General features: G+C 46.7%; 14 protein-coding genes. All 14 read left to right on the top strand.

The features are described 5' to 3' along the window. The first annotated feature begins 59 nt into the window (after positions 1-59). The gene (locus EKM85_RS10345; protein WP_164510752.1) at positions 60-656 is read left to right on the top strand and encodes a sulfatase-like hydrolase/transferase; all 597 of its coding nucleotides are present in this window, start codon (positions 60-62) and stop codon (positions 654-656) included. A 200-nt stretch (positions 657-856) separates the two neighbouring features. Next, entirely contained in the window at positions 857-1,936 is a 1,080-nt protein-coding gene (locus EKM85_RS10340; protein ID WP_125586641.1) for a phosphomevalonate kinase, read from the top strand. Between the two features lie 110 nt (positions 1,937-2,046). Then, a complete protein-coding gene (locus tag EKM85_RS10335) occupies positions 2,047-3,447 on the top strand; it encodes a sugar transferase (RefSeq protein ID WP_125586631.1) in 1,401 nt (466 codons plus the stop codon). A 32-nt stretch (positions 3,448-3,479) separates the two neighbouring features. Continuing rightward, positions 3,480-4,148 carry a YveK family protein gene (locus EKM85_RS10330; protein ID WP_164510751.1) on the top strand — a complete coding sequence of 223 codons (669 nt, stop codon included), beginning with the start codon at positions 3,480-3,482 and terminating at the stop codon, positions 4,146-4,148. A gap of 29 nt (positions 4,149-4,177) precedes the next feature. Further along, on the top strand, positions 4,178-4,819 hold the full coding sequence (locus tag EKM85_RS10325) for an AAA family ATPase (RefSeq protein WP_164510750.1): 642 nt from the start codon (positions 4,178-4,180) through the stop codon (positions 4,817-4,819). 13 nt (positions 4,820-4,832) lie between these two features. Continuing rightward, on the top strand, positions 4,833-5,726 hold the full coding sequence (locus tag EKM85_RS10320; RefSeq protein ID WP_125586625.1) for a LicD family protein: 894 nt from the start codon (positions 4,833-4,835) through the stop codon (positions 5,724-5,726). 21 nt (positions 5,727-5,747) lie between these two features. After that, the gene (locus EKM85_RS10315; protein WP_125586623.1) at positions 5,748-6,683 is read left to right on the top strand and encodes a glycosyltransferase; all 936 of its coding nucleotides are present in this window, start codon (positions 5,748-5,750) and stop codon (positions 6,681-6,683) included. 12 nt (positions 6,684-6,695) lie between these two features. After that, the gene (locus EKM85_RS10310; protein WP_125586621.1) at positions 6,696-7,667 is read left to right on the top strand and encodes a glycosyltransferase family 2 protein; all 972 of its coding nucleotides are present in this window, start codon (positions 6,696-6,698) and stop codon (positions 7,665-7,667) included. A 32-nt stretch (positions 7,668-7,699) separates the two neighbouring features. Further along, positions 7,700-8,815: an EpsG family protein gene (locus tag EKM85_RS10305; RefSeq protein WP_125586619.1), complete on the top strand. Its 1,116-nt coding sequence runs from the start codon at positions 7,700-7,702 to the stop codon at positions 8,813-8,815. Between the two features lie 28 nt (positions 8,816-8,843). Further along, positions 8,844-9,728, top strand: a complete 885-nt coding sequence (locus EKM85_RS10300; RefSeq protein WP_125586617.1) for a glycosyltransferase — start codon at positions 8,844-8,846, stop codon at positions 9,726-9,728. A gap of 29 nt (positions 9,729-9,757) precedes the next feature. Then, positions 9,758-11,302, top strand: a complete 1,545-nt coding sequence (locus EKM85_RS10295) for a lipopolysaccharide biosynthesis protein (protein ID WP_125586615.1) — start codon at positions 9,758-9,760, stop codon at positions 11,300-11,302. A gap of 102 nt (positions 11,303-11,404) precedes the next feature. Continuing rightward, positions 11,405-12,283 (top strand): glucose-1-phosphate thymidylyltransferase RfbA, encoded by an 879-nt coding sequence (gene rfbA, locus EKM85_RS10290; protein WP_125585964.1) that lies wholly within the window; start codon positions 11,405-11,407, stop codon positions 12,281-12,283. After that, positions 12,280-12,852 carry a dTDP-4-dehydrorhamnose 3,5-epimerase gene (gene rfbC / locus EKM85_RS10285; protein ID WP_125586613.1) on the top strand — a complete coding sequence of 191 codons (573 nt, stop codon included), beginning with the start codon at positions 12,280-12,282 and terminating at the stop codon, positions 12,850-12,852. The genes rfbA and rfbC overlap by 4 nt, the downstream gene beginning before the upstream one ends. A 2-nt stretch (positions 12,853-12,854) precedes the next feature. Further along, the gene (gene rfbB / locus EKM85_RS10280) at positions 12,855-13,880 is read left to right on the top strand and encodes a dTDP-glucose 4,6-dehydratase (RefSeq protein ID WP_125586611.1); all 1,026 of its coding nucleotides are present in this window, start codon (positions 12,855-12,857) and stop codon (positions 13,878-13,880) included. Positions 13,881-13,904 lie beyond the last annotated feature (24 nt).

Here is a 13,904-nt window from a genome sequence, read left to right as displayed (position 1 = left end):
GCTAACCAATACTATAAGATAACAGGTCATCTCGACCCGGCCCGATCTGGGTGGCTAACTTGTTCTTGCAATTTACGGAAAAATTAAATTCCCAGAACAAGAAATTCTTCCTTGGTACTTATACCCTCGAAACGCATAACGGATGGAATGTTACAGACAACAAGTACAGGAAAGGCGATAATGCAGTACTCAATAAGTTTCATAACTTGGACACAGTCTTCGGCGAATTTCTGAACCGATTCATGGCGAGCCCCTTGAAAGACAACACAATCCTCGTCTTTACCACGGACCACGCCAGCTATGCTTCGCCAGACTATGCAAGCGTCATGGATGATCACCGTTCCACCTTTGTTTCTACGATTCCTCTGATGATTTATTATCCTGGGGTGAAGGGCGAGACCATCGATGCCAAGGGACGGAATTCTTTAGGCCTAGCGCCAACGATTTTGGATCTGCTGGATATTGGTCGGGTGAAAAACTATTTTCTTGGCACTTCACTCTTCACAACAAAGCCGACAGGTTATGAATACACCACTGAGATCGGGGAGAACTTTTATTCAACGAAAACTCAGCAAGTTGCGCCACTTTCCCCGACTGAAGAGAAGCTTAAGAATAAAATCTTACAATTTGATTCATTCTCCTTAAAAATGAAGTAGAGTATGAAAATGATTTCAGTAGGTTCTTCTTTTAAGAACTGATTCTGAGCAAAGTAGGTAAGTAAGGGACATGCCTGTTGAAGCTTGAGAAAATCTTACGCTTCATTCTGGGACGTGCCAGACGGGCTAGGTTCACGTATAATCTTTTTGTCCGCAAAGGGAGAGAGTATTACTTTAAGAGTTGGAAGGGTTTGATGATGGTGGTTACAGCTCAAGCACCAGGGAAACTATATATCGCTGGTGAATATGCGGTGGTAGAAACGGGGTACCCCGCAATCATTGTTGCACTTAATCAATTCGTCACCGTGACCGTTGAGGAAATGCCTGATTATGGCAGCATTGTGTCTAAGCAATACCAAGAGAATTCTCTATTATGGCAGCGCGAAGGCGATGAAATGGTCTTCGACAACCGCGATAATCCATTTCATTACATTTTGAGTGCAATCAAGTTAACCGAAAGCTATGCACGTGAGCAGGGGAAGCCGCTTGGCCTTTATAAATTGTTTGTAGACTCAGATTTGGATTCAGAGAGCGGGAAAAAATACGGTCTTGGGAGTTCGGCCGCTGTGACAGTCGCCACCGTACGAGCTTTAAATCAATTTTACGGCCTGAAAATGAATTCCGATCAGCTCTATAAGTTATCAGCCATTGCGCACTTAGACGTTCAAGGTAACGGCTCGTTAGGAGATATTGCTGCCTCAGTGTATGGCGGGTGGATCGCCTATCGTTCATTTGACAAGGAGTGGTTAGCAGCGGAGCGCAGGACCCATTCTTTATCGGAGTTGCTTCAAATGAGTTGGCCTCAACTATCGATTGAATTACTTCAGGCGCCGGCGCAGATGCGTTTATTGATTGGCTGGACAGGTTCTCCAGCTTCTACCTCAAGGCTAGTTGACAAGATTGCAATTGCCAAAGCGCAGCGACGCTCGCAATATCAGAGCTTTTTGGCTGAGAGTGCAATCGTGTTAGATCAGATGACTGCAAGTTTCCGCTCCAAAGATCTAGAAGGTATTCAGTCGGCTCTACGGACTAACCGCCGGCTGCTCAACCAACTTGCTGACTTCTCTGGCGTTCAGATTGAAACGCCAAAGCTTAATCGCCTGTGTGAGCTTGCCGAAGATCAGGGCGGGGCCGCTAAATCCTCGGGTGCTGGTGGTGGTGATTGTGGTATTGTGCTGATCAATGCCGATCGTAACGTCGAGAAAATTTCAGCTAGTTGGGAAAAAGCCGGCATTGAACAGTTAAAATTTGAAGTTCACGAGCTGTTGCCGTTGCGGTAACAGCTTGCTTTTTGGTTAAGACACGGTGTAGGGGTAGCGCCTGTGGTATACTTTTTCTTGATATGTTTCGGCATTTGCCAGACGAATCTAGCTTGGAGAGGGTTGTGTTTATGAAGCCGGTCAAACAGTGGAGTGGCCTTAAACGATTAGGCGTCGTCGTCACTGACCTGATATTGTTTCACCTCAGTATTTTACTTGCCTATTACTTGCGTTTTGGGATCACGATACCGCAAGTCAATTTGTATTCTTATCAGCACTCGGCGGTTTGGCTTTCAATCGTCTTTTTGATTGTTAACTATTTGTTGGGAGTCTATGTGTATTACAACCGGCGAATCAGTGATGTCATCTTTCTGACCGTATTAGGTCAAGGAATTGCAATTGCAGCATTGATGGTCATTACTTTTATCGGCCGGCTGTTTGCCTTTCCGCGTTCAGTTCTCCTGTTGTCCTTAATCATCAGTATCCTGATACTCGCGATTTCGCGGACTATCGTTTATTATCTCTATCTGGCTTTCACACCAGACGAACATGTTGCGGTTTTGTCCTATGAGGAAGAATTACCTGCAATAATTCAGAACTTTAGCTCTTCGAAGAATAACAAGCACAGGGTTCGCTACGTCATCACTGATCACTTTCTTGATAACGTTAAGTCTATTATCAATGATGTTGATATCTTTTACATCACAGATACGATTAGTGACGAGGAGCGGCGGGAAATCGTCGATTACGTCATCAAGCATGATAAGCACTTAATGTTGCCATCAACATTTGACAACCTTCTCATGATAAGGCCAAACCTCATGAATTTTGAGGATGAAAGTGTCATGGGGATAAGCGACTTCCGCCTGTCTGCTGAGAATGCTGCCCTTAAACGACTATTTGACATTGTAGTGGCCTTAATCCTCTTTGTCCTCGCTTCTCCGTTTATGTTAGTAACAGCAATCCTGGTAAAACTCACTTCCCCTGGTCCGATTATTTACAAGCAAACTCGAATCACCTTAAATCAACGCCGCTTCAAGATTTATAAATTCCGCACGATGTCGGCCACCGCTGAAGCTAAGTCAGGACCTGTCTTGGCACAAGCTAATGACTCGCGGATCACTCCGGTTGGTAAATACTTGCGCAAGCTCCGGTTAGATGAGTTGCCACAAATTGTGAATGTACTGAAGGGTGACATGTCGATTGTTGGTCCCCGTCCTGAACGGCCCTATTTTGTTGATCAGTTTAATCAAGAGGAACCCCATTACTATCTGAGGCATAATGTTCGTGCCGGAATTACAGGTTATGCGCAGGTCTATGGTAAATATGCTTCAAATTACCGAAGCAAGCTTAAATTCGATTTGCTGTATATCAAGTGTTATGGCTTGACATTAGATTTCAAAATTCTGCTGCAAACAATCAAAATTCTGTTCGATAAGGTGTCCTCTCAGGGCTTGGACGAGGATGAAGAGCCCAGTCTGAAGAAGCTTCATGAGATTGTTCAAGAGAATGACATTCAACACCTTAGCTAATCTATTACATGTCTAAGAACGGAGGACCCTTCATGCAGGAAATCAGTTTAGGAGAACTACTTAGAGTTCTTTATAAGCGGTTCTGGATTATCGCTTTGATCACGGTAGGAGTGACGGTTCTGATTGGTGGCTATCGTGCTGTTAAAACGGGCCATAGCGCACAATATGAAGCAACTGGACAGGTAGTTTTGACGCCGGAAGAAAAGTCTTCCCAAGATGTCGCCACTCAAAATGCTTACGCCAATCAGTTAATTGCAACCAGTCAAGATCTTATTCAAAGTACAGAGGCCCTTTCACTTACATCGGCTAAGCTGTCTAAAGAAGGTATTAGCCTACCAACCAGTGCTATTCAAAGTGGTCTCAGTGTCGCAAACAAGCCCAATTCATTGCTCTTGGAAATTAAGTACAAGGGTGCTGATCAACAGATTGCTGTTAAGACAGTCAAGACAATCATGCAAAATTTCAAAACATTAGCGCCAAAATATATGGCAGTGTCTCGAGTAGCCATTATTAAGGGTGACATTCCAGTTTCAGCCTCGTCAAGTAGACGAAGCCTTATTAAGTATTCCTTGGCAGGATTTGTACTTGGTGGGGTTCTTTCCCTAATTGTGGTATTTATTTTAGAGTTTTCGCGGCATACTGTGCGTGATGAGAAATACCTATCTAAGAAATACCATATACAGACCATTCAGACTTTATGAAGTTCAGTGAAACGGAACGGGGGAGCGTTGTGAGCAAACAGTTTACACTACCAAAGAGATATACTGTACAGTCGCTTAGTGAGAGCAAGAGTATTAGTACACTGACAGCTAAAATACTAAAGCTGCAAGCTGAATTAGACTTAAAAAGCTTCACGATTGTGTCTGCTAGCCAAGGGGATGGTAAAACAGCGGTGGTGTCTAGCTTAGCGATGAACTATGCCAGTACCGGACGCAAAGTTTTGATTATTAATGCCAATCCATTTGAAGTGGCAAACTTTTTTGACGTGCCCAGTCAAAAGAGCTTGACTGATTTGTTGTCTGGTTCGATACCCACTCGCAGCTCTATAGAAGAAGCGACGAGTAAAGTCCCAGAGACGCTGATTGATGTCATTAATGGTCCGCAAGACCCGTCGGCTCTTGTTAACGTAGACGCAAAGGAAAGAATGCATGAACTGCTAACGGTTGTTGAAAGTACGTATGATTTAATTCTCTTCGATGGTCCTGCGTTCGATGAGGGGGCTTCAGCGCTGGCACTTACTGGGCTGGTTGGCAATGTTTTAGTTGTTCTCCGGCGGGACTTCAGCAAAGTCCAGGCGGTCGACGCAATGATGACCGACCTCAAAGGTATTGATGTCAATGCGCTTGGCTCAGTTGTCTTGAACAACAAGTAGAAAGGTGATTTCCGTGACTAAAATTCCGGACCTATCGAAAGCAACCCCAGAACAAATTCGTAGTCTTCAATTAAAAGAATTAGAAATCCTCAAGTATGTTGCAAAAGTGTGTGAATCTAACGGGTTAACCTACTACATGTGCGGGGGGACCTGCATTGGCACAGTTCGACATCATGGTTTTATCCCTTGGGACGATGATGTCGATATTTTTATGCTTCGCGAAGACTATGAAAAGTTGTATCAAAATTGGAGCGAGTATTCCACTGATCCGAAGTACCAGATCTGCCGGTCAGATGCTACTCATAATTACCATCATGCCGCGATGACGGTAAACGACAGTACAACCACCTTTATCAATTTTCGCACACAGAACGAGGACGTAAACCAAGGAATCGCAATCGACATCATCCCGATCGATCATCTTGCACCGACTTCAGTCGGGCGATTTAGTCAGCGTTTGAACGCAATTCTATTCTCTATTTTCATTAATCAGCGTTTGCCTGATCACCAAGGAAAGCTGTTAAGGTTCTTGACTGCATTGCCGTTGAACATTGTTCGCTCTCCCAAGCTGCGTTATCACATTTGGAAAAGCGCCGAAAGAAAAATGACAAAGTCTCGGCCGGGAAGCACACAGCTTGTTGAGCTTGCGAGCGGTCTGAAGGGACTGTTTCGCCCGTTTGATCCGGAATGGTTTGCCACGACAAAGATGATGCCATTTGAAGATACACAGATGCCCGTCATGGCTGGCTATGATGAATACCTTACCTTGGTTTTTCATGATTATATGAAGATGCCGCCCAAGGATCAGCAACTGGCAAAACATCACACTGCCATGATTGATACAAAGACACCCTACGTCGCCTATCGTGGCAAGGCCTACTTGATTGACGAAACCACAGCTCACTGAGAATGAAAGGGGGACAAGGCGGTGGCCTTAGTAACAGTCCTTTTGTCGACTTACAACGGTGAAACTTATCTAAACCAATTATTGGATAGTCTATTACATCAGAAGGATGTCTTGGTTCACGTTCTCGTGCGTGATGATGGCTCGACAGATCACACCCGTGCCATTCTTACAGACTATGCCAAGACCGCTAGTGTGGACGTGATGTTTGGTGACAATATCGGTTGGCGTGATAGTTTCATGACTCTGCTTAAGTCGGTTTCCCCTGACGATCAGAGCGATTATTATGCCTTCGCTGATCAAGATGACATTTATCTTCCGGATAAATTCAGTGCTGCCATCAACAAGCTTGCTGTGTACACAGCGACGCCAGCTTTGTATCATAGCAACGTCACTCTTGCGGATGGAGGTGGTAATCCTCTGGGTGACCGCTATCCACGTGATTTCATTCCAACAACTCGACTCCCCCAGGCATTCTTTGATGTGACTTGGCTCGGGACGACGATGGTCTTTAATCGCAAGCTGATGGAGCTACTGAGAAAACATATTCCGATAGACAACATCGTTCACGACGCATACGTGATTAACGTTGCGCAGTTGTTGGGAAAGGTAGTCTATGATCCTATACCGCATCTTCTGTATCGGCGGCATGACTCAGCAGTAACTGGTTTCGGTAGCTCCAACACCAGCCAAGCAATCAAGGCCCCGACCCTGATGGACCGTTATCGGCGCTATAAACGCAATCCTGTGATTCACCCATTTTCGAAAAGAGCTAGAGAACTGCTGATAGGTTATGCAGATCAGCTCTCCCCGAAGGAGAAGCGGTTTCTTCAAGCCGTTGCAACCTACCAAACGAATATTGGTAGTCGGATGCGTCTACTGTTTGATCCGAGAATTCGAGCCACAAGGTTAAGACCAACGTTACAAATCCGATACCGGGTGTTAATGAATACTCTTTAAGAAGGAGCAACAATGGATAATCCAAAAGTCGTTATCTGCATGTCCACTTATAATGGCGAAAAGTTTCTGGCCCAGCAGTTAGATTCTTTCATCGCCCAGACTCATCAAAATTGGCGGCTTATTGTTCACGATGACGGCTCCACGGATTCAACTAAGCAGATTCTCGCCCGCTATGCTGATTTAGATGACAGGGTTCGAGTGGTTGATGATGAAGGCCATCTTGGTATCAAACGCGCTTTCTTGAGTCTTTTATCGAAGGAAGACGCCGAGCTTTACGCATTTTCTGATCAGGATGATGTTTGGCATGAAGACAAGCTTGCAGTGTTGGTCGCCCGACTCCGGGGGGAGGACCCGTCTGTACCAACCCTCATATATTCTCGCTTTGACGAAATTGATGCACAAAATCAGATCTTACCAGACAGAAGTAGTCAGGCCGTCTACAGCACGCGGCTAAAAGATTTTCTATTGATTAATACGGCCACTGGCTGTACCTGCATGGTGAATCACGCTCTACGCGATCAGTTGATTCGGCCACTCACGTCGCTTCGCCTATCTGCAATTCACATGCACGATTGGTGGGCAGCACTTGTTGCCAGTGCGCTAGGTCAAGTGATCTTTGTAAATCAGAAACTCGTCTCGTACCGTCAGCATGGCAATAACGTCCTTGGCGCGCCGACGGGAGGAAGATTTCTAAAACGGTTTGGTCGCTTCCTCGAATTTCGAGAAAGTCGTATTGTGGACTCAGGGACCAAACAAGCGGGCGAATTACTTAGGCTGTACGGCCCACAATTATCGGTTGATCAAACCCAGCTGGTAGCTGGCGTAGCAGATCTTTTCCACGGGTGGGCGCCGATAAAGAAGCAACGTTTCTTGAAGAGACAGGGGTTATTCATTCGCTCAAAGTTTCTTAACATTGAAACGATCCTCTTACTTTGGATGTTTCCCAGTCAAAGACGGAGAGTATTTTCTCGGAATGAAGTCTAGTTTTTTATTATCACTGCCGGGAGGTGAATCAGGTGGGGTTTATTGTTGCGGAAGGTTTGCAGTTTCTTGACCAATTTGCAAAACGTAAAACACAAGTAATAAGCGCTTTAGGAATGCTGATGTTGTGGTATTTAGCCGCGTTTTCGAGTCCTGTCCATAATTTGGACTATGGAACCTATCAGTATCAGTACACGATTATGCCGATAGAGCCGCCAAGCGCTTGGCATTTTGAAAAGGGTTATTCATACCTCGGCATTTTGTTTTCTAAAATGGGCTTCAGCTACCAAACTTACCGTTCATTCTTATGTCTGGTTGCAATTATTGCCCTTTATATTGGGGTCCGTCGGTTTACTCAGAACGTCTCACTGTTTGCTGGCATATATGGCGCGACAGTATTTTTGCTTGATGCAACGCAGCTGAGAAATTTTGTTATGATTTCTATCGTCGTATTGGCCATTTCCTTTCTGCAGGAGGTGACACCCAAAAACGTCATTGTTTCAGTATTATTGATACTGATTTCGGCCCAGTTTCATTCGCTCGGCTATCTTTTCCTTCTTGCGGTCATCCTGAGAATGTTGCCTTTCTCTTTTCTATATAAATATGCGATGGGCTTTGTGGGATTTTCCATTGGTCTGATTTTACTAATCAATATTGTTGGCGTTCGTAATATCCTCAAACTCGCGGGTACTATCTTAGCTGTGGTTTCCAGTCGTGGAAACTTGGCTTCGAAAGTCTCTCATCAATACGGGGATGGAAGTGTTCTGATCCGCTACGTTGCTGTTGCAGTGTCGACCTTGGCAGCCTTTCTTCTCATTTGGCTACTTTATAAAGTGGTCGCTATGAGTGCCACACCGGTGTTACAGAATCAGTTTCAGCTCCTGTATTCCGTTATCTTAATGGCTGTCATTACGTTGCCAACCCTATCACTTGCTGACGATTATTCGCGGATTCCCCGTTCCATATTTCTTTTCGTCATCATTGCTGTTGCTGCCTACTATGAGCATTCAACCGAGATTCAGCTGACTAAGATGCGTTCGCTAGTGACTGTTCTTGTCATTATCGTTTGTGCGATGAATGGATTTTCCCATCTCTACATGTGGGGGACAGCGTTTCGTGGTAGTTTGCTTTACTTGTTGCAGTTAGCGTAAAGGTAGCATTGAGGAGTGGAGGTCAAACATGAACAATTGGGGCGTTGTCATTGTGCTTTATAACCCTGATTTAGGGCAACTTGAGAAAACTGTTCGACAAATCCATCGCCAGACAGACTCGATTGCCCTAGTTAATAACGGTTCGGCGCTTACAGCCACTGTCGATAATGTCGTTGCTTATGAGCTAGGACGGAACGTCGGCATCGCCTCAGCACAAAATTATGGGGTTGAAAGACTCCGTGAGACCAGCCCTGATTTGAAGTATGTCTTCTTCCTCGATCAGGATTCCCAAGTACCAAGTGGTTATTTTGAGCAGATGTTGGCCACCTGGCATGAGGTCGCCAACAAGACTCCTCAACTACGTGCTTTGAGTCCGAAAATTACGCGACGAAAAGAGTCCGGCAATTACTCAACGTTGATTTTCGACCAAAAAGGGCTTCGAAAGCAGAATCTGGATTTCAGAGAGCAACCGTTGATTCTGAACACGTTACCTATTTCCAGCGGTCTTATGGTTTCGCTTGAAGCTTTTCAGGCAGTTGGCGGGCTAAGTGAGAATTGGTTTATCGATTGGGTCGATTTTGATTTTGATCTGAAGTTGTTGACCCGTGGTTATCAGATCGCTACGACTGGTAGAGCCTCGATCATCCATGAAATTGGCACGCCAGAGAGGCGAAACTTTTTTGGAAAAAAGATTGCTGTGACAAATTATGTGCTCTTCAGGGAATTTTACACAGCCCGCAATGGCATGTATTTAATTCGTAAGTATGGAAAAAAAGGAAATGGAATCGCCAAGTATTCATGGGGGCAGATTGGTCGCCGTTTTCTCATGCTAATATATGAGCCTAAGAAGATCAGACGCCTAGCGACACTGATTCGTGGACTTCTTGTTGGACTTGTGACGAGCTTTGATTGAGCCTATATGCTTATTAGTGAGGATAACTGATGATTTCTAGAAGACGCGCTTCGATTCGCAATGCCTCAATGGCATTTATTACGCAAATTATCATGATGGTCGGCCAATTTGCGGTTCAGACAATCTTTGTTCATACTTTAGGGGCAGAGTATCTGGGCGCGAATGGCCTTTTTAATAACCTGATTACCTTTTTATCATTTGCTGAATTAGGAATTGGGGCGGCCTTCAGTTATGCGTTGTATAAACCGTTAGCCGAAAACAACAAGAGCGTTATTGCTGCAATCATGGCCCTGTTCCGAAAAGTTTACAACACAATTGGAATTATTATTCTTGCAGCCGGACTGGTTCTGTCCTATTTTGTACCGTGGTTTATCGAAGGAACATCCACGCTTCCACACGTCCGATTCTATTTTATTCTGTATTTACTGAGCACCGTGGTTAGCTACTTCTTTACCTATAATCGATCATTACTGATAGCCGATCAAAAAAGTTATGTTGATTCTCTGAACCAGTTCATCTTCAACGTCGGCCGCTATATCTTGCAGATTATTTTTTTGGTGTCCATGCATAGTTATGTCGCCTATCTGGTGTTGATGATTCTGAGTAATCTACTCTCGAATATTGCCATCACTGCCCGGTCTCACAAGCGCTACCCATACCTTAAAACAATTAAGGGAGAAAAGGTTGACCCCGCCATTTTGGCTGAGATTAAACATAACGTGGTTGGCACGATTTCCTCAAAAGTTGGAGCCATTGTCGTTGCAGGTACCGACAATATTCTGATTTCAAAATTTCTTGGCTTAGTCATTGTTGGGATTTATTCAAATTATGCTTTAGTCCTAACTAGTATTACGAGGCTTCTGACGCAAGTCTTTAGCTCAGTGATTGCTAGTTTCGGCAACTTGGGTGTGACAGAAAAAGACAATACAAAGAAACAACTAGATATGTTTGATCAGTTCACGTACTATAATGCGCTCTCGGTTTTCTTTATTGGGCTCGTTGCTTTTGCCTTCTTTCCACCGTTTATCCGTCTTTGGTTAGGTAATCGTTATCAGTTGCCAGAGGTAACGCTTTATTTCATCATCGTGAACTTTGTGCTTGGCCAGTTTCGTCCTGCACTTAACATGGTCAACGCATATGGGCTTTTTTGGGGTTATCGAGTGAAGTCGATAGTTGAGGCTGCTGTGAACCTTGGCTTAAGCTTAGCGTTGGTACAATTTACCTCAATGGGCATCAACGGTGTTCTTTTCGGTACCATTATTGGTAACATCCTTGTTAACTCTTGGTGGGATCCAATGATTCTATTCCGTGGCGCTTATCATACTAGCATGCTTCAATTCTACGTTAAATATTGGGTTTACTTGCTGACCTTTGGTGTTCTGTTGGCCGCTGAGGGATTTCTTCTTTCTCACTTGCGATTAAACATCCACGGACTTTTCCCTGTCGTCGGCTTTGGGCTGATCTGTTGTCTTGTTGTCCTTGTTGTTCTAATGCTTGTTTTTTCGCACACGAAAGGTCAAAAGGGGCTTTTTGTCATGTTACGCAGTCTGGGGCATGGAGCTCGCCGGCATTAGGCAGTGGATTTTTACTACTCTTTAATGTCACATCTAGGGTGGCTGTGATAGTGTAGTAACCGTATGAGTTTCATATCGTAGCTGGAAAGCGAGGGCGTCTTTATGAAGGGCATTATTTTAGCAGGTGGCTCGGGAACTCGGCTTTATCCGATTACTCGGGCGATCTCAAAGCAACTGATTCCGATTTACGACAAACCCATGATCTACTACCCAATGTCCACGTTGATGTTAGCGGGGATTCGGGACATCATGCTGATCTCCACCCCCAAGGATCTCCCAAGGTTTGAGGAGTTATTTGGGGACGGTCATGAGATCGGGCTCAATCTCAGCTACAAAGTGCAAGAACATCCCAACGGTCTGGCTGAGGCGTTCATCCTGGCTGCGGACTTTATCGGCGACGATTCCGTCTGCCTGATCCTGGGTGACAATGTCTTCTACGGTGGCGGCCTGTCGAAGATGCTGCAACGTGCCGCCGCAAAGGAAAAAGGCGCGACGGTGTTTGGCTATCACGTCAACGACCCAGAACGTTTCGGCGTGGTCGATTTCGACGAGCACATGCACGCCAAGTCCATCGTGGAAAAGCCGACGCACCCGGCGTCTAATTACGCTGTGACGGGGCTCTACTTCTACGACAACGACGTGGTGAAGATCGCGCAAAACATCAAGCCATCCGCGCGTGGGGAGCTTGAGATCACCGACGTCAACCAGGAATACCTGCGACGCGGGGAGCTCGACGTTGAACTGATGGGCCGCGGCTTTGCCTGGCTTGATACAGGGACCCATGAGTCTCTGCAGACGGCCTCGGCGTTCATCGCCTCGATCCAGCACCGCCAGAACCTACAGATCTCCAACTTGGAAGAGATTGCCTACCGGATGGGCTACATCGATATCAAGCAGGTCGAGGAGCTGGCGCAGCCACTGAAGAAGACGGAGTACGGCCAGTATCTATTGCAACTAGTGAAACAGGAGGAGAACAAATGAGTTTAAAGATCATTCCCACGAAGTTGAAGGATGTCAAAATCGTTGAAACCGATGTTTTCGGCGACAACCGCGGTTTCTTCACTGAAACCTGGACCCGCGATAAGTTTGAGGCGGCCGGAATCAAGACTAACTTTAACCAGGACAACCAGAGCCTATCGGCAGAGCCTGGCGTCCTGCGCGGCATGCACTATCAGATGGCGCCTTACGCGCAGACCAAGCTGGTCCGCGTGGTCACCGGCGTCGTTGAAGACGTGCTGGTCGACATCCGTAAGGGTTCGCCGACCTACGGGCAGTGGGAAGGCTACATCCTCTCTGAGTTCAACCACCGCCAGCTGTTCGTGCCAAAGGGCTTTGCCCACGGCTTCATTACGCTGACGCCAAACGTGAACTTCTGCTACAAGGTCGAGGGCGTGTACGCGCCAGACGCTGACCGCGGCATCGCGTTTGATGATCCTGATATCGGCATTCAGTGGCCAATGCCAACGACGCACCTGATCATGTCGGAGAAGGATACCAAGCACCCACAACTCAAGGATGCCGAGAACAACTTCGTCTACGGGGAGATCTAACAATGAAACTTATGGTAACCGGGGGGGCCGGGTTCATCGGCTCCAACTTTGTGCGGTACGTCTATAACAACCATCCAGACGTTCAGATCGTCGTGCTGGATAAGCTGACCTACGCCGGCAACAAGGCCAACATCGAAGACCTGCTGGGCGATCGGGTGCAGCTGGTAGTCGGCGACATCTGTGATGCCCCGCTGGTCGACAAGCTGATGAGCGAAGTTAACGCCTGCGTGCACTACGCCGCGGAAAGTCACAACGATAATTCGCTGATCGATCCAAGTCCGTTCCTGCACTCCAACGTGGTTGGGACCTACACACTGCTGGAGGCCGCACGCAAGTACGACGTGCGCTTCCACCACGTCTCTACCGACGAGGTTTACGGCGATCTGCCGCTGCGTGAAGACCTGCCAGGCCACGGTGAAGGCAAGGGCGAGAAGTTTACCACGGAGAGTCGCTACAACCCGTCCAGTCCGTATTCTTCCACCAAGGCCGCTTCGGACATGCTGGTTCACGGCTGGACCCGCTCGTTTAAGGTCCGCGCCACGATCTCCAACTGCTCGAACAACTACGGCCCATACCAGCACATCGAGAAGTTTATTCCACGCCAGATCACCAATATCCTGAGCGGGATCACCCCGAAGCTTTACGGCACCGGTAAGAACGTCCGCGACTGGATCCACACGGAAGACCACTCCCGCGCCGTTTGGACGATCCTGACCAAGGGCAAGATCGGCGAGACCTACCTGATCGGGGCCAATGGCGAACAGGACAACAAGACGGTGCTTGAGATGATCCTCAAGCAGATGGGCAAGTCCCCTGACGACTATGAACAAGTCAAGGACCGGCCCGGCCATGATCTGCGTTACGCTATCGACTCAACGAAGCTGCGCACCGAGCTCGGCTGGACGCCGCAGTTTACCGACTTTGAGTCCGGCCTGAAGCACACCATCGACTGGTACACCGAACATGAAGACTGGTGGCGCGCCGAGAAAGACGCTGTCGAAGCCAAGTACGCCAAGCAGGGCCAATAAGCCAACGCAAAAAGCGAAGCGCGC

The sequence above is a fragment of the Lacticaseibacillus jixianensis genome, assembly GCF_003946485.1.
Classification (GTDB): Bacteria; Bacillota; Bacilli; order Lactobacillales; family Lactobacillaceae; genus Lacticaseibacillus; species Lacticaseibacillus jixianensis.
This window is presented reverse-complemented; position numbering and strand designations above follow the sequence as displayed.

Bases quoted from the DNA above. Each gene is read 5' to 3' on its own strand.
- rfbB (WP_125586611.1), top strand. From the start codon at position 12,855: ATGAAACTTATGGTAACCGGGGGGGCCGGGTTCATCGGCTCCAACTTT.
- EKM85_RS10335 (WP_125586631.1), top strand. From the start codon at position 2,047: ATGAAGCCGGTCAAACAGTGGAGTGGCCTTAAACGATTAGGCGTCGTC.
- EKM85_RS10300 (WP_125586617.1), top strand. From the start codon at position 8,844: ATGAACAATTGGGGCGTTGTCATTGTGCTTTATAACCCTGATTTAGGG.
- rfbA (WP_125585964.1), top strand. From the start codon at position 11,405: ATGAAGGGCATTATTTTAGCAGGTGGCTCGGGAACTCGGCTTTATCCG.
- EKM85_RS10330 (WP_164510751.1), top strand. From the start codon at position 3,480: ATGCAGGAAATCAGTTTAGGAGAACTACTTAGAGTTCTTTATAAGCGG.
- EKM85_RS10295 (WP_125586615.1), top strand. From the start codon at position 9,758: ATGATTTCTAGAAGACGCGCTTCGATTCGCAATGCCTCAATGGCATTT.
- EKM85_RS10310 (WP_125586621.1), top strand. From the start codon at position 6,696: ATGGATAATCCAAAAGTCGTTATCTGCATGTCCACTTATAATGGCGAA.
- rfbC (WP_125586613.1), top strand. From the start codon at position 12,280: ATGAGTTTAAAGATCATTCCCACGAAGTTGAAGGATGTCAAAATCGTT.